We start from the raw sequence: 20,026 nt of genomic DNA on the forward strand, positions 1-20,026 counted from the left end.
CTTTTTCAACACTACGCCAGGTCATTCCCTTAGGCTAATTGCTTCCTGCTAGCCTTAATGCCGTAGCTATAGCGCCCCCAAAATAAAATTAAAATTCACCTTTAAACCAGCTTTGCACTCGATGAAATAAGCTTTCACCGGGTTTCTGCGTACTGGATTTCTTATTATCAGATTGTACTTTGCCATATTGCAGCAGCCCTACGACTGTTGCAAAGCCAGCATCATCAACGTATTCAGACAAGCCTTTTACGTCGATAGGTTTGCCCACGCGCACGGGCATCTGGAAAAGTTCTTCGGCAAATTCCACAGCACCTTCCATCTTAGCGGTACCGCCAGTAAGTACAAGACCTGCTGCAATTTGCTCTTCCAGACCGCTGGCACGAATTTCATCATGTACCAGCTCAAAAAGCTCTTGATAGCGAGGTTCAATGACCTCAGCTAGCGTATGACGAGACATGACTCTAGCCGGGCGCCCGCCCACGCTAGGTACTTCAATACTGTCTTCCATACTCACCATATCTTTTAATGCACAGGCATAATTCACCTTAATTTCTTCTGCATTACTGATAGGCGTTCTAAATATTTTAGCGATGTCGCTGGTAATTTGATTACCCGCAACCGGTATAACTGCCGTGTGGCGAATCGCACCATCTGTGAATATAACCATATCCATAGTGCCACCACCAATGTCAACCACACACACGCCAAGCTCTCGCTCGTCGTCAGTTAACACTGCGTAACTTGACGCTAACGCTGAGAAAATTAGCTGGTCTGCATTCAGTTCACAGCGCTCAACACACTTCACCATATTTTTCGCCATATCGTCGGCGCAAGTGATAATGTGGGCATCGGCTTCCATTCTTACTCCTGACATACCGATAGGGTTTTTAATGCCTTCTTGTACATCAATCGTAAATTCTTGAGGTAGCACGTGAAGTAAACGACGTTCTGCTGCAATTGGCACACTTCGCGCCGCATGAATAACGTTATCTACATCTTCTTGTGTTACTTCTTGGTTGTTAATCGGTACCATGCCGTTTTCATTCTGGCATTTTACGTGACGTCCCGAGATAGACATGAAAACTGAAGACACACGGCAATCTGCCATTAACTCCATCTCGTTTACTGCACGCTGTACCGACTTAACGACCAGGTTTAAATCGTTAACGCCGCCCTTATCCATGCCTTTCGATGCATGGGTGCCCACGCCTACGATACTGATTTGATCGTCTTCTAGTAATTCACCCACCACGGCCTTTACTTGGCTGGTGCCGATATCTAGCCCTACAATCAAATTGCGTTCAGCAGGTTTTGACATGGTTTCCTTAACTCTCTTCATCTGTGGCGCTGTCATCTTTCCATCCGACTGCAACGCCCGTGTCATAGCGAAGGTCGACGTATTTCACCGCCTTCTCTTGTTGCGCCAAAAGTGGGTAAACATCAATAAACCGTTGTAGCCTATCGATAAACTCCTGACGTCCTAAATTCAATTTAATGCCGTTTTCCAACTGCACTTGCCACGCAAATCGCTCACTCAGTGACAATTCATCAATTGCCATGTCTGTTGTTGCTATTAATGCGTGCATCGCGTTATAGCCTTCTAAGGCAGTTTTTTCACTGCCGCCAGGGCCGTACAAACGCGGCAAGTTAAGCTTCACGCCTTCGTCGTTAAACGTATCCCCATAAGGATTTAACAACAAATCTTCATTCCATTGCGCAACGGGCTGTTGCTCAACCAAATAAATTTTTAACGTATTCGGCCACTTCTTTCTAACTGACGCGCGATAAACCCAAGGCTGCGCTTCCACAAGTTCAAATACTTCGTTAACGTCAAGCGCAAAAAAGCTTCCTGGCTGCGCCTTGCGTATTAAGCTCTCCAGCTTAGTAATATCGATGTGCTGATAATCACCAGAAAAATCGATAACCTGAACCGGCATTTGCTGTTCGTCTTGCAAATACTGGTTTGCTTTAAGCCCACCAAATACTAACCCAGCAATTACAAACAGTAAGAAAGCGACACCGCCCCACACTGCCGTTTTGCTTTTTCCGCCTTTTTCAGAAGCGGACTTAACTTGGTTAGTATTGGTATCCGCCACTTTTACGCCTTGTTCGCAACGTCATCAAAACTGGTAGAAAGAATACTTAGTACCAGTTCATCAAATGTTAATCCTGCAACTTTGGCTGCCTTCGGCACCAAACTCTTTTCTGTCATGCCAGGTACTGTGTTTGCCTCTAGCAAGTAAAATTGCCTTTGGCTGTCCTGCATAACATCAATTCTTCCCCAGCCGCTGCCAGAAATAGCGTCAAAAGCACGAGATGCTAATTTTGCTAACTGTGCCTCTTGCTCTTCAGACAAGCCGCTTGGGCAATAGTATTCTGTTGTATTATCCTGGTATTTCGCAGCATAATCATAGAATGTATGTGGAGTAGACATGCGAATAGACGGCAACGCCTGCCCCTGTAATACAGAAACAGTGAATTCGGGGCCGTCTATATACTGCTCTAACAGGACTTGATTATCGTATTTAAAAGCGTCCTGAATGGCAGTTTCGAGTTGTTTAGCGCTTGTCACTCTCGCCATGCCAATACTCGACCCTTCTCTGGCCGGTTTTACCATGACTTCATTCCCCAATTTATCCATTATAGCGCTGCACTTACCAGCTTCAAAGTGCCTTTTATCAGCAATTTCATATTTTGCAGTGGGTAAACCTAAACTTTGCCACACTTGCTTAGTATGAATTTTATCCATTGCCAGCGCAGAGCCTAAAACTGGGCTCCCCGTATAGGGAATTTTTAGGAACTGAAGCGCCCCTTGCATCGAGCCATCTTCACCGCCACGACCGTGAAGCATGATTAACGCTCTATCAACTTTTAACTCAAGGAGATCAGTAAGCGGTCGCTCTGCTGGGTCAAAACCAAAGGCATCCACGCCTTGCCTTAATAGCGCTTTTAATACCGCGTTCCCTGAATTAAGTGATACTTCGCGCTCTGCAGAGTCACCACCTAGCAGCACAGCCACTTTACCGTACTCACTGGGCGAATGGGTTTTCTGCGAGCGAGCACTTACCGAAGGACTAATCATGTTATTCCCCTTCCTTAGCAAGTGTGGCAGGCTCTAACTCATGGCGTGCTAGAAGTTTGGCAATTTGTCCGATGTTACCGGCACCTTGAGTCATGACGATATCACCGTCCTGCATGATATTCGCCAAAATTCCTGGCAGCGCCTCTTTATCGCCCACATATACAGGTTCGATTTGACCACGCTGACGAATTGAACGACATAGCGCTTTACTGTCAGCGCCTTCAATAGGCTGTTCACTGGCGGCATATACATCTAGAAGCAACAGTGCATCGACACTGGATAACACTTCAACGAAATCTTCATAGAGGTCACGGGTTCGCGTGAAACGGTGAGGCTGATAAACCATGACTAAGCGCTTATCAGGCCAGTTTGCCCGAGCAGCAGCTATAGTTGCTTTAACTTCAGTTGGGTGGTGACCATAGTCATCCACCAAACACACTTCACCTTTACTGGTAGTAAAGGTACCTAGCTGCTCAAATCGACGGCCTATTCCACCAAAGCTGGCTAGTGCACGAATGATAGCGTCGTCATCTACACCTTCATCCGTAGCTACAGCGATTGCAGCAAGGGCATTAAGCACGTTGTGGTTGCCGGTAAGATTCAACGTTATATCTAACGGTTCGCGCTCTGGGCGAATAACCGTAAAATTCGCTTTACCGAATGACAAAGACACGTTTTCTGCGCGATAGTCATTATGTGATTCAAAACCGTAAGTAAGAATACTTCGGCCTATACGAGGGCGAATCTCTTGAATATTCGCATCGTCACCGCATACGATAGCCTGCCCGTAAAATGGTAGGTTCGACAAGAAATCAACAAAGGTGTCTTTTACCTTTGAGAAATCGCCGCCATAAGTATCCATATGGTCGGCTTCAATATTGGTCACCACAGAAACCATCGGCTGCAAATGAAGAAACGACGCATCACTTTCATCAGCCTCTGCAATCAGATAGCGGCTTTTACCCAAACGCGCATTGGTGCCTGCACTGTTAAGCAAACCACCGATAACAAACGTAGGGTCATATTCCGCTTCTGCAAAAATCGTTGAAATTAAACTGGTTGTGGTCGTTTTGCCGTGCGTGCCTGCCACTGCAATACCGTGGCGGAATCGCATCAGTTCAGCCAGCATTTCTGCACGGCGAATAATCGGAATGCGCTTTTCACGAGCAACAATAATTTCTGGGTTTTGTTCATTGATGGCGCTAGACACCACAATAACGTCCATGCCTTCAACATTTTCAGCGCGATGGCCAATTTTCACATCAGCGCCTAATTCGCTTAAACGCTGTGTCATTGGCCCTTCTTGAATGTCAGAGCCAGCAATAGCATAGCCTTCATTTAACAATACTTCGGCAATACCACCCATACCGGCACCGCCGATACCAATAAAGAATATATTTTTAACCCTACGCATTTGCGGGCTTTCAAATGGGGTTTTAAAAACCATTAGTCCCCTACTCCTACCACGCTTTTTACGTGGCTTACTACATTTTCCGTGGCATGAGTGCTTGCACATGTTTTCGCAACAGCACCCATCTTTAAGCAGTCTTCAGGGTGTTGTAACCACTGACGTACCGCCTGCCCTAAATTTTCTTTTAATACTGATTGAGCAATCATCAGTGCAGCATTTTGCTTCACTAACGACTGCGCGTTTTTTGTTTGGTGATCGTCCACTGCAAAAGGTAACGGAACGAATATCGCTGCCCGCCCCGCTGCTGCAACCTCACTGACCGTGAGTGCCCCGGCTCTACATACAATAAAGTCTGCCCATTCATAGGCTGCGGCCATGTCGTCGATAAAGTCGCTGACATCGATTTTCGACATATCAGCGCCTGCGGATTTATAAGCTTGGGCAACACTTTTACTGTTGCCTTTACCGCACTGATGCTTTATCGATAAGCCTTCTAATACACCGCATGTCTCGGGCACAGTTTCATTCAGTATTTGAGCGCCTAAACTTCCGCCGACCACAAGCATATTTAAACCTTGCTTGTACCCACTGGTGTTTCCTAGAGGGTTTTCAAGATTGTTGGTATTAGCGCCTGCGTTATTATCTTCAGCTTTGGGCATCACCTGCCAAATTTCATCACGGACAGGATTACCAACAGTATGCACCTTATCCACAACCCCTGAAAATTGTTCTTTAGCATCGTTAAAGCCAAGCAATACGCGGCTTGCGATTTTACTAAGAAGCTTATTGGTCATGCCCGCAGCAGCATTTTGCTCATGCACTATCACAGGAATACCTAAGCTTTTTGCGGCAACGCCGCCTGGGCCGCTGGCATAGCCGCCAAACCCAATAACGATGTCAGGCTGTAGGCGTTTTATAATTCGTCTTGCTGAAAACAAGCTTTTTACTAAAGCAACAGCACCTTGAAGACGTGCGGAAATACCTTTGCCACGAAGCCCTTTTACCGGAATAAAGTGAATAGGTATGTCGTGCTTAGGCACAACTTGCGCTTCCATTCGCTCGGCGGTGCCTAACCAGTGAATGTCCCAGCCTTCACTTCGAAGCGCGTTTGCCACTGCAAGACCAGGGAAAACATGCCCGCCTGTACCACCAGCCATAATCAAGCAACGTTTAGCCATTGTCAGCCTCCTGCGCTACGCGCGCGAGTATAGCTTTAATGCCGGCTTTGCCTTCATCTTCTGCTGTTGATTTTTTTGTCGCAGGCTTAGCTTCAACCGTGGATGATGAAAAGTCTTCATCATCGGTGTTTTTTTCTGTTTTAGTTCTTGGTATAGCCGTTTCCTTAGCCTGAGCTTCGTTTGAGGAAATAGGCTTTTTGCGACGGGCCCTTTTCTTGCCGTCCTTACCATCGCCTCGACCGATTGCTTGTACGCCATCAACCCGTAATTCAAAATCGATACGAAGTAATATGGCTACCGCTACTGACATAATGATAAGTGACGAACCGCCGTAACTAACTAACGGCAGTGTTAGCCCTTTGGTTGGCAGAATACCGGCGCTTGCGCCAATGTTTACCGCGGTCTGAAAGCTGAACCAAATACCAATGCTGTACGCCATGTAACCATCAAACGCTCGCCCTTTATCTAGTGCTTTGTTTCCAATACTTAGCGCACGCAATACCATCCATAAAATGAGTCCAAGTACTGCAAGTACGCCAACAAAGCCGAGTTCTTCAGCTAAGATAGCCATAACAAAGTCAGTGTGTGCTTCAGGCAAAAATTCTAATTTTTGTAAGCTGTTACCCAATCCTTGACCGAACCAGTTACCGCGCCCATAGGCCATCAAGGATTGGGTTAACTGATAACCTGCACCGAACGGATCGGCCCAAGGATCTAAAAAGGAGGTAACCCGTTTCATACGGTATTCTTCAAACACGATAAGCGCTACAACCGCCAATATGCCTGCAAACACCAGGGCGAAGAACTGCCAAAGTCTCGCACCTGCTAAAAACAACAGGCCAATTGTGGTTGCAAACATCACAACGACGGTACCTAAATCGGGTTGAAGCAAAAGCAGCATTGCAAGTGCAAAGAACACCACAAGAGGCTTTATAAAGCCCTTCAAGTTTTCGGTCACTTCTTCGTAACGACGAACCAGATACCCAGCCAAATACGCAAAGAAAAAGAGCTTGGCCGGTTCGGCGGCTTGAATGGTTATAGGCCCAATCGCTAACCAACGGGTACTACCATTCACGGTTCTTCCCACCACCAGTACTGCTAGTAATAGTGCGATAGCCGCTAGCAGAAGGTAGGGGTTGGTCATGCGCCAAAACTGCATAGGCAAATTAAGGACTACCATTGCGGCAATGATGGCCCCAACAATATAAATACCGTGGCGAATAGCAAAGTAGAATGGATTGTCGTGTAGCCTATCTGCCACCGGCATTGATGCTGACGTAACAATAACAACCCCAATGCTCATCAGAGCCAGCGCAATTAAGATCAAGGTGACATCATATGGATGCGTTGCCGAGGGCTGCCCGTCGTGCTTCGCGGCAAATAGCGCACTAAGTTTGGTAGAGGCAGTCATCATGATGTAACCACCACAGCGCGGTCGTTCTGACTATATAGATTATGTAGGTCGTGTACATCTTGTTTAAACACGTCACCGCGATGCATATAGTTCTTAAACATATCTAAACTTGCACACGCAGGCGAAAGCAATACCACATCACCAGACGCTGCTAGCCTTGTTGCCGCTTTTACGGCGTCTTTCATGGTTGCCACACGCGTTGTATGCGCAAAACTCTTTTCAAACAGGTGTGCATCTTTGCCCAAAGCAAACACGTGCGATACATATTTAGTTAGATAAGGATTCAGGCTGGCTATGTCTGCACCTTTAGCGTCACCACCTGCAATAAGAATGAGCTTCCCCTGTATAGTCGGGGCTAACCCTTCAAGGGCCGCAACCGTGGCGCCAATGTTGGTTGCTTTGGAGTCGTCGATATAGCGGATGTCGTTTACACGGGCTATTTCCACACACCGATGTGGTGCAGATTTAAAACTGTGTAGATGTTTAACCGCGAGCGCTGGCGAGACACCTAGCTGTTGGCATATGCCTAATGCAGCCATGATGTTAAGCACATTATGCATGCCCGCTAAATGAATATCGCTAAGGGCAATAAGCTTTTCACCGTTAAACGTGATGTGTAGTCTTTGTTCATCACTGACCGTACTACCGTCACCGTCAAAAGCCGCAATCGCAAACCCATTGGTCGACTCTCCCAGTCCGTATTCAATGATATTTATTGACGCTAGCGACTCTTCATTAGACGCGGCATTAGATACGCCATCAGATACTGCATTTGATACAGCAATCCCCTTAGCATCGGTAATAAGCTGCTCGTAAGGTGCTACAAACTCGCCATCTCGCCACACAACTGCAGATTTCGCATTATCAAAAATGCGATGCTTGGCATCGATATAGGCTTCAAGGGTACCGTGACGGTCTAGGTGGTCATCGGAAATATTAAGCACAGTAGCAGCTTCAAGCACCAGGCTAGACGTTGTTTCAAGTTGAAAACTTGATAGCTCCATCACCACTACGTCTGCATCACTTTGAAGCGCTTCAAGCACAGGGCGACCTACGTTACCCGCTTCAATACTTTTTACGCCGCAGTTTTTGAGCAGATGGTTCACTAATAAAGTAACCGTGGTTTTACCGTTAGAGCCGGTTATACCTACTACGCGCTTAGCTGGCGTAGCACTACTCGTGGATGCATTTAAACGGGCGAACAATTCCACGTCGCCGATCACCTCAACACCACACTTTTGCGCTAAAACCACTTGTTCAATATTCAAAGCAAGACCCGGACTTAACACCAAAGTGTCTACACCATCAAAGTAATCTTCGCTTAGTGCATTGCAAGTGACCTTCTCTGCCATAAAAGCTTGCATGCCAGAGTCGAGATCACCATCAAGACCAGTAGGTGCATTAAAATTAGCACGTGTATCAAACGCTTTAACCGTTGCTTTTTGTTGCAACAAAAAGCGCACGCAAGCCTGACCTGTAACACCTAGGCCACCGACTACATAACTATGCTCACGTACGTTATACGACATTAATGCTTATCTCTTTACCGCTTATCTAAGTTTGAGGGTAGCAAGACCCACCAACACCAAAATGATTGAAATGATCCAAAAACGCACTATTACGCGCGGCTCTGGCCAGCCCTTCAATTCATAGTGATGGTGAATAGGCGCCATACGAAAAATACGCTGGCCACGCAATTTGTAAGAGCCTACCTGAAGGATGACCGACAGGGTTTCCATAACAAAAACACCACCCATGATGATTAACACGAGTTCTTGGCGCACTAATACAGCTAACACACCTAATGTGCCGCCTAACGCTAATGAACCAACGTCACCCATAAATACTTGTGCCGGATACGTGTTAAACCATAAAAAGCCTAAGCCAGCCCCGACCATGGCGGTGCACACAATCACCAGTTCGCTGGTGAGTGGAATATGAGGAATATTCAGGTATTCGGCAAAGTTCGCATTACCTGTCACATAGGCAAAAATGGCAAATGCGCCCGCCACTAAAATAGTGGGCACAATGGCAAGTCCATCCAGGCCATCGGTAAGGTTCACCGCGTTACTTGTACCTACAATGGCAAAGTAGGTAATAATGATGAAGAATGCACCTAACTGCGGGAACACTTCTTTGAAGAAAGGCACCAGTAGTGAGGTTTCAGCGCTTATTGTTGCGCTGCTGTATAAATAGAATGCAACGCCTAATGCAACTACCGATTGCCAGAAATACTTCCAGCGCGCAATAAGCCCTTTCGAGTCTTTGCGGATTACTTTTCTATAATCGTCAACAAATCCGATAATACCGTAGGCCACAACCACGGTTAAGGTTACCAATACATAACGGTTAGTCAGGTCAGCCCAAAGCAGACCGCTTACCACAATTGCTGCGAGTATAAGTAACCCGCCCATAGTGGGTGTGCCTGATTTTGATAAATGGCTTTGCGGGCCATCATCACGTACAGTTTGACCAATTTGCATACGCTGCAAATAACGAATCATCTTAGGGCCAATAAGAATGGCAATAAGTAACGCAGTCAGCGTGCTTAAAATTGCGCGAAGGGTAAGGTATGAAAATACGTTAAACCCTGAATCGAATTGTGTCAGCCAGTCGGCTAGCCAAATTAACATGCTATTCGCTCCCGACGGCTATCGTGCTTTCCCAGCGCAGAGGCCTCTACCGCCTCTACCACGCGTTCCATTTTTGAACTGCGTGAACCTTTAACTAAAATTGAAATATCGCGCTGCTGCACTAACAAATCACTCTCCATTGCGGCCAACAAACTTTCAACATCGCTGAAATGACCACCGTTTTCATTAAATACAGCACTCGCTGATTGACTCAAAACACCCATGGTATACAGGTAATTAATTCCTTTTTGTTTAGCGTATTCCCCCACTTGCTCGTGGTAAAAACGCGCTTTTTCGCCCAGCTCTTTCATGTCGCCCAGCACAAGAACGCGGATGCCTGAAAAGCTACTTAGCGTATCAATTGCTGCATTTACAGACGCCACGTTGGCGTTGTAGGTATCATCTAAAAGGCGAACCTGTTCGGTAAGTTGTTTCACATTGAGACGCCCACTAACCTGTTGCATTGCTAACAAGCCGTCGCGTACATTTTCTAATGTGGCGCCAACTTGTAGCGTTAATGCCGCAGCGACAAGGGCATTCCCCACGTTGTGAACGCCAGGAATAGTAAGCTGAATAGACATATCTCCTTGCGGGCAAACCAAGTGGAATGCGGCGCATCCATCTAATCCAATGGTGATATCCTCTGCTCTAAAATCAGCATCGTTTTTCTGCTGGGGCGAGAACGTTAGCGTTTTGGTCTGTTTAAGTTTGCCTTGCCAAAATTCAGAAAACTGGCTATCAACATTGACTACCGCCACGCCGTCACTGTCTAAGCCTTTAAAAATTTCACTTTTGGCGCGCGCCACACCTAGCAAACTTCCAAAGCCTTCTAGATGAGAAGCGGCGGCGTTTACGATAGTGGCGACATCTGGCTTAACCAAATTCGTGGTATAGGCAATTTCACCAATGTGATTTGCGCCTAGTTCCATTACCGCGTATTCATGCTGAGGTTCAAGACGTAGAAGGGTTAGCGGCACACCGATATCATTATTGAAGTTACCGTTTGTGGCTAATACATTGCCTCTTCGCTCCAAAATAGCGGCACACATTTCCTTTACGGTGGTTTTACCGCTGCTTCCGGTAATCGCAATCGTCTTTGGCGCCACATAAGCTTTTACGGCAGCACCTAACAGACCAAGCGCTTCTTTGGTATCTTCAACCATGATGACAGGTAACGAGGTCACTACGTCTTCACTGGCGATAACCGCGCTTGCTCCGGCTTTTTCTGCCGTTGAGATAAAGTCGTGGCCGTTAAAATTCGGGCCTTTCAAGGCTAGATACACTGCACCATCTTCAAGGGTGCGGGTATCGGTACTTACCGCCGACACTTCAATGTCAGCAGCACCTTTTAATAATTTTCCGTTAACCTTTTCGGCTATCCATGACAGCGTTGTTGTTATCATTTGCTGTACTCCTGTTGCAGTCGCGCCACAACTGCACGTTCGTTATAGTTAGTCTTTTTGTCACCGATAATTTGGTAATCTTCATGGCCTTTTCCGGCCACAATGATGATGTCGCTTTCATGCCCATGCTCGAGGCAGTGGCGAATAGCTTGCTCGCGATCGGGGATAGACACTGCCAGCTCAGAGTTTTTTAAGCCCGCAATGATATCCTTAGCAATAGACTCAGGGCTTTCGCTTCTGCTGTTGTCCGTGGTGATCACAATAGCGTCAGCGCCTGACTCAGCAGCCTGGCCCATTAGTGGTCGCTTACCTTTATCACGGTCGCCACCACAACCAAACACACACCATACTTTGCCCGTTGTATGGAATTTGGCGCTTAGTAGCACTTTTTCTAGTGCATCTGGCGTGTGCGCGTAGTCCACCACTAGGTTCGCCGCACCCGTTACAGGGAAAACTTCCATTCGGCCAGGCACGGGCGTTAGCGCATTAACCGCATTAACCACTTCATCAAAACGCTCACCTTCAGCTAATAAAGTACCTATAGCACTTAGTACGTTGCTAATATTGAACTTTCCAAATAGTGGCAATGAAATAGCTGCGCTTCCCCACGAACTTATCAGCTCAAAGCTACATCCACCTGCATGATAAGAAGCATTTGTGGCGAAACAATGGCGACTTTGTGGATTGTTATGTTTGCGTAAGAACTCACTTTCACCGCTCCCATCCAGACCACTTTCATCTATACCTGTCCAGACGCGTGTAATCGTCTTATCTGCTGCACCATCCCACTTCTTACTTTCATCGTCGTTAGCGTTTAATACTACAACTTTCAAACCCGGCTGTTGAAGTAGCAAGCGCTTGGCTCTGCCATAGTCTTCCATTGTGCCGTGATAATCTAAGTGGTCACGAGTAAGGTTGGTGAAAACAGCGATATCGGTTTTTACTGTACCAAGACGTCCTTGAACCAATGCGTGAGAACTTGCTTCAAAGGCCGTATGGCGCACTTCGCTTTGCACAAAGTCTGCCAATAAATATTGCATACGTATGGCATCGGGGGTTGTGTTTGCCGCTGGCGTGTTAGACCACTGGGTTTCGTCGCCTTCAAACACACTACTCCCCAAGGTTCCTATGCTTGCGCTACGTGTGCCCAAAGCATCTTTCAACTGGGTAAGCAATTGAACTGTTGAGGTTTTTCCGTTTGTTCCTGTTACCGCTACCGTGGTCATTTTCTGGGCTGGGTAGTCATAAAATGCAGCAGCTAATGCAGAAAGCATTTGCGGTAGTTCATATAGCGAAATGATGACGCTGTGGTCGCGCATTTCCATTTGACCATGGGCACTACTGTCTTCAGTTTGCGCCAGAATTACACGGGCCCCTAAACTTATTGCCTGCGGTATAAATTCGCGACCATCACGTTCATGCCCTTTAACTGCAACAAACGCTAAGCGAGTATTCACTTCACGGCTATCCAACGTCAAACCTTCAATGCGAATATCGGGGGCATCTATTCCAAATTTTGCTAACAAGGCTTTAATACTTTGAATAAAGGCACTAACTACCACTTTGACCTCCCATCAATAAGCGACTTGAAGTAACCTGCTTGTCATCTGGCGTCACGTTAAGCATATGCAGTGCACCACCCATAATTGACGAAAATACAGGTGCTGCGGTATCACCTGCGTGATACAAATCGCCGCCGGGTTCATTGATCAGCACGATAGTTACTAGCCTTGGGTCAGATACTGGTGCAATACCGGCGAAAATGTTCACGTACTCTTCCCCGTACCCGCCAGCTACCGCTTTGCGGCTTGTCCCTGTTTTACCTGCTACGCGATAACCTGGAACTGCAGCTTTGGTTGCCGTGCCGCCCCGCTGGGTTACGCTTTCCATCATTTGAACAATGGCTTTTGCGTTTTCTTCGCTGATCACACGCTCTGATTGAGCTTGCCACGACGGTTGTTCCGGTGACTTGATGATATTAAGTGGTGTTTTTATACCGCCGTTTGCCAACGTTGCGTAAAGACGCCCTAGCTGTGCTGTAGTCACAGAAATGCCGTACCCAAATGACAGTGTGGCTAACTCAAATTCAGACCAGCGGCTACGCTCATGGAAAATACCACTGCTTTCGCCCGCCATGTTAAGCCCAGTATCACTCATAAGGCCCATGTTGTAGTAGGTATCAAGCAAAAACTGTTTAGGAACAGACAACGCCAGTTTCGATGTGCCCATGTTCGAGGAATGCTGAATAATTTCTTCTAGCGTTAGCTCGCCATAGTTGCGTGAGTCTTTTACTAAACTGCCGCCCAAACGCATCCAACCCGGGTGGGTATTTACTGAATCTTCAGGCTCAACTTCACCAAATTCTAATGCAGTAAGCACGGCCAGAGGCTTCAGTGCTGAGCCCGGCTCAAATGCGTCGGTAATAACACGGTTACGCATTCTGTGCGCAGACAATTTGCTTCTGTCGTTCGGGTTAAAGGAAGGTGCATTAACCATTGCCAATACGTCGCCGGTTTTTACATCAATAACAATGGCTGAAGCCGAACTTGATTGATAATAAATCATGGCTTCTTTAATTTCTTTGTAGGCTAGAGCCTGAATACGCTGGTCGATTGTCAGCTGCAGGTCACCTGCTTTTTCACCCGTCTTAGTCTCTAAAATTTCAACCTGGCGGCCTTTGGCATCGCGGCGTATTTTACGAGAGCCAGGGGTGCCCGTTAGCCACTCGTTATACATGCGCTCTAAGCCTTCAACACCGGTGTCATCCACATCGGTAACGCCAATTAACTGCGCTGAAACTTCACCCGTAGGATAGTAGCGTCGGCTTTCGCGACGAAGATAGATACCTGGGATATCAAGCTTATCAACGTATTCTGCCATGGCGGGCGACACCTGGCGCTGCAAATAAACAAAACGGCGTTTGGGGTTAGCCACTTTTTCTTTCAGTTCATTTACGTCTTGGCGCAGAACATCCGCTAGCGCTTCCCAGCGGCGTTCTTCCTCGAAGCCATTGTTTTCATGAATAATCTTAGGGTCTGCGTAAATGGCGCGAACTGGCACGCTTACCGCCAGTTCAACACCGTTTCTGTCGGTGATAAGCCCGCGATAGGTCGGCATATCTCGTGTTCTAAGCGTGCGGTTGTCACCCTGTTGAATCAATTCGTCAGGTTCAATAACTTGAATGTAAGCAGCCCTTGCGGCTAACACACCGAAAACCAGCATAATTACCACAAGTACAACAACAAAACGCCAGTGCACCAGGCTTGGCGTTACATTTTGTTTTGCGCCTGTCTTTTTGCGCTTACGAGAAAGTGCAGATGTACTCATTTTAGCCTCACCACTACTTCATCGTCTGCCGTGGCACGGTACATTTCTAACTGCTTTTCAACCAGGTTTTCTATGCGATTGTGCTCAGTTAACGCCCGTTGTTCGAGCACGAGGTTACGCCACTCAACATCAAGCTCGTCTTTCTCTTGCATTAGGTCTTCAAGGGCAATCACTTGCTGCCTATTGTGATGACTACTAAGGGTCACAGCCATAGCACTTGTGATAACCATTAAATACAACAAAACCCGCAACTTGTTGCGGGTCAAATCTGAAACAATAATGAGCAGTAATTTGAAATTAGTGCTGGCCTTGTCTGGTATGGCTTTGGTCATAACTTTTCTGCCACACGTAATACCGAACTGCGGGAGCGAACGTTGTTCGCAATCTCCTGTTCTGAAGGTTTTATTGCTTTACCCAGCGCTTTAAGCACTTTATCTGCATCTATTTCAGCTTGGGTTATCGGTAAATTGTGCGGTACAACTTTCCCTTTACTTTGATCCTTAATAAAACGCTTTACTAAGCGGTCTTCTAACGAGTGAAATGAAATAACGGCTAATCGACCTTCTTTTGCTAACACTTGTGTGGCAGCTTTAAGACCCACGCGAAGTTGCTCTAACTCAGCATTGATATAAATGCGGATACCTTGGAATGCGCGGGTTGCAGGGTGTTTGAATTTGTCTTTTACAGGTACGGCTTCATCGATGATTTTGGCAAGCTGTGCAGTACGCGTAATAGGTGTATCTTTACGTGTGTTAACAATAGCGTGAGCAATGCGCTTGCCGAACTTTTCTTCGCCAAACTCTTTAATGACCTGTGTAATGTCTTGCTCTTCTGCACTAGCCAGCCAATCAGCAGCACTTTGACCGCGAGACGTGTCCATGCGCATATCCAGCGGGCCGTCGCGCAGGAAGCTAAAACCCCGTTCAGCATCGTCAAGTTGAGGTGAAGATACGCCTAAGTCCATAAGCACACCGTCAATCTTGCCAGTTAACCCTAGCGCTTCGATTTCTTCTGCCATATCTCCAAACGGTGAGTGGATAATGCTAAAGCGCTTGTCATCGGCAAAGCGTTCAGCCGCTTTAATCGCTTGTGGGTCACGGTCAAAGGCGATAAGACGCCCGGTTTCACCTAGAGCCTTTAAAATATGTGCTGAATGCCCACCACGTCCAAACGTAGCATCGATATAAATGCCGTCAGGTTTAATCGCCAGCGCTTCAATGCATTCGTCAAGCAATACTGAAATATGTTTAAATTCGCTAGACTGCGTCATAGAGAAAAGTCCTGTAATCGTTCGGTAAGTTCAAATTCGCCTTTGCGTTCGGTGTCTATATCAGCTTCAACTTGTTGTGCCCAGATATCGGCATCCCAAATTTCGAATTTGTTTAACTGACCAACTAACATGACTTCTTTTGAGAGTTTTGCGAAACTTCGCAGTGGAGTAGGAATAAGAATACGTCCGCTTTTATCCATCTCACCTTCTGAAGCATAACCTAGTAGCAATCGCTGCAAGCGACGCTCGGCTGGGATCATGCTTGAAAGTTTAGAGAGTTTTAGCTCGATCTCTTCCCATTCGGGAAGTGGGTAAAGTAGCAAACAACTTTGTTGTGTATCGACTGTGCAGACCAGTTGTCCCTGACAATCATCCAGCAGCGACTGACGATACTTCGTCGGTATAGCCAGTCTGCCTTTTGTATCCAGATTGATTGCGTTAGCGCCGCGGAACATTCCCCTAGCCTTTTATTATTTGCTCTTGGTTTTCTTGTTTTTTGAGTACTAATCTGCAAAGTGATGATGATTTGATCCACAATTCGCCACATTTACCCACTGAGATACAGTTTAGGTACCAATGATCCCCACTGTCAAGTAGAAAAAAGGCGTGAAAGCCGCATAAACACTGGGTTAAAACTGGTTAGATATACAGTGTTTTGAGGAAGTGTATGATTAGGCGCGTAAAAAAGATTAAAAAATATTCAGGTGGGTAAAATTAAACTTAAAATTTATCGATGAATGGCTGTTTTTATCTAAATTGAATGCGTTGCTTAACATAAAAGCAACCTCTAGGAATAAATGCAAAAAAAATGAACTACCAACCGAAGTTGATAGTTCATTGTTAATAATTACTGGCTATCAATAGTTGATGGCTACACTACTTTAAAAACGGTAAGAAGCTGTGAGCGATGCTACGTCGCTTTCGATATCGCTATCAATGTCTGTTTCATAGCTTGCTGCTACTGAGAAGTGCTCATTCACCCAGTAATCTAAAGCCACCCCTACAGTTTTTAAGTTGTCAAAGCCGTCTGGCGCATTGGTGTAGCTATAGCTGCCTTGAATACTTAGGCCTGGGCTAAAGAAGTAACGCGCACTTCCAGATAATACATCAACATCATCGGCAATGTATTGGGCGGCGAAGTCCCAACCGGTTCCCCCGTTACCTACTGTTGTGTAGCGTGTGAAGACAAGAGGTGAAGTTTCATTCTCGCTTTCGCTGTAGCTATCTGTACCGTCATTAATATCGTAGCTAGCGCGCTGATAAATTACCCCTGCGCCTATTTGCCATTGGCGTGATAAGTTAAACCCTACTTTTAAATCGATATTGGTGTAATCTTCATCACCAAAGTCGTCATCAAATTTACTGTGGGCGCCTTCGATGGCTAGCATCCACGTATCGTCGAAATAGAAAGTTGTACCTAAGTTAAACACGTCGATACCGTCTAAATTAGCGTACCCACCAGACAGACTTGATACGCGCTGTAAATAAGGATTAATAAGGTAAGCGCCGCTATTGCTACTCACCTCATCAAGGTAGCGCACATATCTAGCACCGTAGAGGTTGTCATCTACCCCTTCAAGATCGACCGCGGTTACTTGTACTTCGTTTTGTGTAGCTGCATGTGCCGCTGAGACTGAAAATACTGAAGCCGTAATAAGTGAAAGTGAGGTTAGCGTTGTTGAAAGTTTATTAGATTTGATGTTCATGTCTTTTGTCCTTAAAAAATGTGTTGGGAACGACGTGTAATAACACTACGCATAAGATAAGACATTAAAACTTAACGGATTCTGAACGAAACATGACGAAATCTGAACATAGTGTTTAGACATAAAAAAACCCGCGACGAAATCGCGGGTTTTTACATTTGAGTTTGAAGCGCGTTTACGCGCTTGGCGCTGCTTCTTCTGCTTTAACAGCAGAAAGCTGCATGTTGCGAATTGGGTTGTCTGTATCGTTTGAAAGCTCAACAAGACGATTAAGCTGACCAACCGACATCATTACCGCATAGATTGCACCTAGGAAGCCTTGTTTATGTAGCTCAAGTACTTGCTCTTCAGGTAGCTCAAGAAGTTTCTTCTCGTTAATGCTCATCATGCCTGTAACATTGCGCTGCTTACCGTCTTGGTAAGTAAGGCGAATTTGAATTGGATCAAGTAGGTCTAGCTCAACAACTTTCGCTACAAAACGCTGTGTTAGCATTTCGCTATTCGCTAGGTCTGCTAGGAACTTCTGACGGCTATCAAGGAACTCGCTTGCTTCACCAGCTTCAGTGAATAGAGCTTGGCCTTCATCAGAAATAAGGTCAGAGTTTTCGTCAATGTAAACGCCAAGCTTGTCGCCGTCTGGACGTACGTCAAACGGATAGCGAAGGATGTTCATTGGAACGTGAGGACCTTTCCAGCTATCGCCAGTTAGGAAAAGGTTTTGACCTTGCTCCATACCAAGCATAGTCACAACATGGTGGCGCTTAGACGTAGTGTCTTCAATGAACACTAGCGGCATTGTTGCAGCCAGTTGTGCAAATTCACGGATAGTTGCTGCTGCAAGGTGTGTGTTTTTCGCAAAGCTGAAAGATGTGTTTACCGCAACCTTTAGGTCTTTATGCTTTTCTTTATCTAGCGGTACAAAATTAATAGCCATATTTATTTCTCATACTTGTTAGCTGTGGCCCCGGCTTAATTATGTGAGAAGAGCGGGTGCCACTAAAAAATTACGTCGGCCGCGCTGATGCATATTTGACATCGATAATAAGCGGAGCGCTTGGGAGTATCCCGTATTCGCGCAATGAAGTCACGCAGTCTTCACCATAACAAGTTTTAAATTTTTATTGCAATGTAAACTTGAAGTAAACAAGCACAAACGCTCTAAAAATGAGCAATATCGACTAATTTAGGGCTTAGCGAGAGCAATCTGGGGTAAATGCATAGCAAGTAAAAGCCTATTGTCGCAGTGCGCATTATCCTTTAGTCTCGTATTGCTATTAAGTTAGCGGTTGTTGACCTAAGCGATAAAAAAACAAAATAAGGATTTTCTATGAAGGGGCGCTTCCCAATCTCATCTTGCGCATTACTTATCTCTGCGCTTTTTGCTTCACACTCTGTACTTGCTGAGACCTCTACTTATTCAGCATCTGAAAAAGCTATAAAGATTGCACAAGAAACCATAATTGTAGATGGCCATATTGATGTTCCTTATCGCGTTAAGGAAAAATGGGTAGATGTTACCAAAGCCACTGACGGTGGAGACTTTGATTATCCTCGCGCAGTATCTGGCGGCCTGAACGCCCCTTTTATGAGTATTTACGTGCCTGCTAGTTTAGATAATTCGCCTGAATCAACCCAACTTGCTCATGAACTCATTGACTCGGTGGAAGCCATTGTTGCCCGCGCACCGGATAAATTTGCCATTGCTAAGAGTCCTTCTGAGGTAAGAGCCCAATTTGAAAAGGGGCTTATTTCATTGCCTATGGGGATGGAAAATGGTTCGCCTATTCAAGGGGATTTGGCAAATTTAGCGGCTTTTTACGAGCGTGGGATCCGTTATATTACCCTTGCTCACAGCCAGGCTAATCACATCTCTGACTCTTCGTACGATCTGCGTAGAAAATGGAAAGGCTTAAGCCCGTTTGGCAAAGACTTAGTGGGCGAGATGAACAACATTGGCATCATGCTAGATATTTCTCATGTGTCCGATGATGCCTTTTACCAGGTAATTGAATTAACGAAAGTGCCGGTCATTGCATCGCACTCTTCACTGCGCCGTTTTACACCTGGCTTTGAACGCAACATGGACGACGAGATGATCAAAAAGCTCGGTGAAAATGGCGGTGTGATCATGATTAACTTTGGTTCTAGCTTTGTCTCTAAAGAAGCAGGCAAATGGCGCCGCGGTCTTACCGCCGCTCGCAAAGCGCTGATTGAAAAAGAAGGCGAAGACAGCCCTAAGCTAGAGAACTTTGAAGAAAGCTACCGAGAAAAAGTACCTTACCCTTATTCAACGCTAGACGAAGTGCTTGACCACATTGACCACGTGGTAAAGCTAATTGGTGTTGACCATGTGGGTATTGGTTCAGACTACGACGGCGTAGGTGACTCACTACCCATTGGGCTTAAAGACGTGGCGAGCTTTCCAAACTTAGTGCAAGGGTTGCTCGATAGAGGCTATAGCCGTACCGATATTGAAAAGATACTAAGTGGTAACCTTTTACGCGTTTGGCAACAAGTGGAAGACTATGCAGAAGGTTATGCGGAAGATCAGGCGGCAGCGCACTAGTCGCGCAACGCTTTAAAAACGAAGCGTAGGGAAGCG

General features: G+C 46.1%; 17 protein-coding genes. 1 reads left to right on the top strand and 16 read right to left on the bottom strand.

The window, feature by feature from the left end:
* Nucleotides 1-88: 88 nt before the first annotated feature.
* The 16 genes from ftsA to PCAR9_RS14870 form a co-directional block, all read right to left on the bottom strand.
* Complete coding sequence (gene ftsA / locus PCAR9_RS14795; protein ID WP_179984267.1) at nucleotides 89-1,318, bottom strand: cell division protein FtsA; 1,230 nt, start codon at nucleotides 1,316-1,318, stop codon at nucleotides 89-91.
* A gap of 7 nt (nucleotides 1,319-1,325) precedes the next feature.
* Nucleotides 1,326-2,096, bottom strand: a complete 771-nt coding sequence (locus tag PCAR9_RS14800; RefSeq protein ID WP_179984268.1) for a cell division protein FtsQ/DivIB — start codon at nucleotides 2,094-2,096, stop codon at nucleotides 1,326-1,328.
* A gap of 2 nt (nucleotides 2,097-2,098) precedes the next feature.
* Nucleotides 2,099-3,082: a D-alanine--D-alanine ligase gene (locus PCAR9_RS14805; RefSeq protein ID WP_179984269.1), complete on the bottom strand. Its 984-nt coding sequence runs from the start codon at nucleotides 3,080-3,082 to the stop codon at nucleotides 2,099-2,101.
* A 1-nt stretch (nucleotide 3,083) separates the two neighbouring features.
* A complete protein-coding gene (murC, locus tag PCAR9_RS14810) occupies nucleotides 3,084-4,529 on the bottom strand; it encodes a UDP-N-acetylmuramate--L-alanine ligase (protein ID WP_179984270.1) in 1,446 nt (481 codons plus the stop codon).
* Nucleotides 4,529-5,671, bottom strand: a complete 1,143-nt coding sequence (gene murG / locus PCAR9_RS14815) for an undecaprenyldiphospho-muramoylpentapeptide beta-N-acetylglucosaminyltransferase (RefSeq protein WP_179984271.1) — start codon at nucleotides 5,669-5,671, stop codon at nucleotides 4,529-4,531. Before murG ends, murC begins: the two co-directional genes overlap by 1 nt.
* The gene (gene ftsW / locus PCAR9_RS14820; RefSeq protein ID WP_179984272.1) at nucleotides 5,664-7,085 is read right to left on the bottom strand and encodes a cell division protein FtsW; all 1,422 of its coding nucleotides are present in this window, start codon (nucleotides 7,083-7,085) and stop codon (nucleotides 5,664-5,666) included. Before ftsW ends, murG begins: the two co-directional genes overlap by 8 nt.
* A complete protein-coding gene (murD, locus tag PCAR9_RS14825; RefSeq protein WP_179984273.1) occupies nucleotides 7,082-8,614 on the bottom strand; it encodes a UDP-N-acetylmuramoyl-L-alanine--D-glutamate ligase in 1,533 nt (510 codons plus the stop codon). Before murD ends, ftsW begins: the two co-directional genes overlap by 4 nt.
* A 21-nt stretch (nucleotides 8,615-8,635) precedes the next feature.
* On the bottom strand, nucleotides 8,636-9,718 hold the full coding sequence (gene mraY / locus PCAR9_RS14830; protein WP_014950432.1) for a phospho-N-acetylmuramoyl-pentapeptide-transferase: 1,083 nt from the start codon (nucleotides 9,716-9,718) through the stop codon (nucleotides 8,636-8,638).
* Nucleotides 9,712-11,121 (bottom strand): UDP-N-acetylmuramoyl-tripeptide--D-alanyl-D-alanine ligase, encoded by a 1,410-nt coding sequence (locus PCAR9_RS14835; protein ID WP_179984274.1) that lies wholly within the window; start codon nucleotides 11,119-11,121, stop codon nucleotides 9,712-9,714. Before PCAR9_RS14835 ends, mraY begins: the two co-directional genes overlap by 7 nt.
* A complete protein-coding gene (locus tag PCAR9_RS14840; RefSeq protein ID WP_179984275.1) occupies nucleotides 11,118-12,683 on the bottom strand; it encodes a UDP-N-acetylmuramoyl-L-alanyl-D-glutamate--2,6-diaminopimelate ligase in 1,566 nt (521 codons plus the stop codon). The genes PCAR9_RS14835 and PCAR9_RS14840 overlap by 4 nt, the downstream gene beginning before the upstream one ends.
* Nucleotides 12,673-14,448, bottom strand: coding sequence for a peptidoglycan D,D-transpeptidase FtsI family protein (locus tag PCAR9_RS14845; RefSeq protein WP_179984276.1), 1,776 nt, complete (start codon nucleotides 14,446-14,448; stop codon nucleotides 12,673-12,675). Before PCAR9_RS14845 ends, PCAR9_RS14840 begins: the two co-directional genes overlap by 11 nt.
* Entirely contained in the window at nucleotides 14,445-14,780 is a 336-nt protein-coding gene (gene ftsL, locus PCAR9_RS14850) for a cell division protein FtsL (RefSeq protein WP_118492788.1), read from the bottom strand. The genes PCAR9_RS14845 and ftsL overlap by 4 nt, the downstream gene beginning before the upstream one ends.
* A complete protein-coding gene (rsmH, locus tag PCAR9_RS14855) occupies nucleotides 14,777-15,718 on the bottom strand; it encodes a 16S rRNA (cytosine(1402)-N(4))-methyltransferase RsmH (RefSeq protein ID WP_179984277.1) in 942 nt (313 codons plus the stop codon). Before rsmH ends, ftsL begins: the two co-directional genes overlap by 4 nt.
* Complete coding sequence (mraZ, locus tag PCAR9_RS14860) at nucleotides 15,715-16,173, bottom strand: division/cell wall cluster transcriptional repressor MraZ (RefSeq protein ID WP_024016783.1); 459 nt, start codon at nucleotides 16,171-16,173, stop codon at nucleotides 15,715-15,717. Before mraZ ends, rsmH begins: the two co-directional genes overlap by 4 nt.
* Nucleotides 16,174-16,599: 426 nt before the next feature.
* Nucleotides 16,600-17,424: a hypothetical protein gene (locus PCAR9_RS14865; RefSeq protein ID WP_179984278.1), complete on the bottom strand. Its 825-nt coding sequence runs from the start codon at nucleotides 17,422-17,424 to the stop codon at nucleotides 16,600-16,602.
* Nucleotides 17,425-17,599: 175 nt separating this feature from the next.
* Nucleotides 17,600-18,358, bottom strand: a complete 759-nt coding sequence (locus PCAR9_RS14870; RefSeq protein ID WP_179984279.1) for a SapC family protein — start codon at nucleotides 18,356-18,358, stop codon at nucleotides 17,600-17,602.
* A gap of 393 nt (nucleotides 18,359-18,751) precedes the next feature.
* Here PCAR9_RS14870 and PCAR9_RS14875 point away from each other — a divergent pair, with 393 nt between their 5' ends.
* The gene (locus PCAR9_RS14875; protein ID WP_179984280.1) at nucleotides 18,752-19,990 is read left to right on the top strand and encodes a dipeptidase; all 1,239 of its coding nucleotides are present in this window, start codon (nucleotides 18,752-18,754) and stop codon (nucleotides 19,988-19,990) included.
* Nucleotides 19,991-20,026 lie beyond the last annotated feature (36 nt).

Source organism: Alteromonas macleodii, assembly GCF_903772925.1.
Classification (GTDB): Bacteria; Pseudomonadota; Gammaproteobacteria; order Enterobacterales; family Alteromonadaceae; genus Alteromonas; species Alteromonas macleodii_A.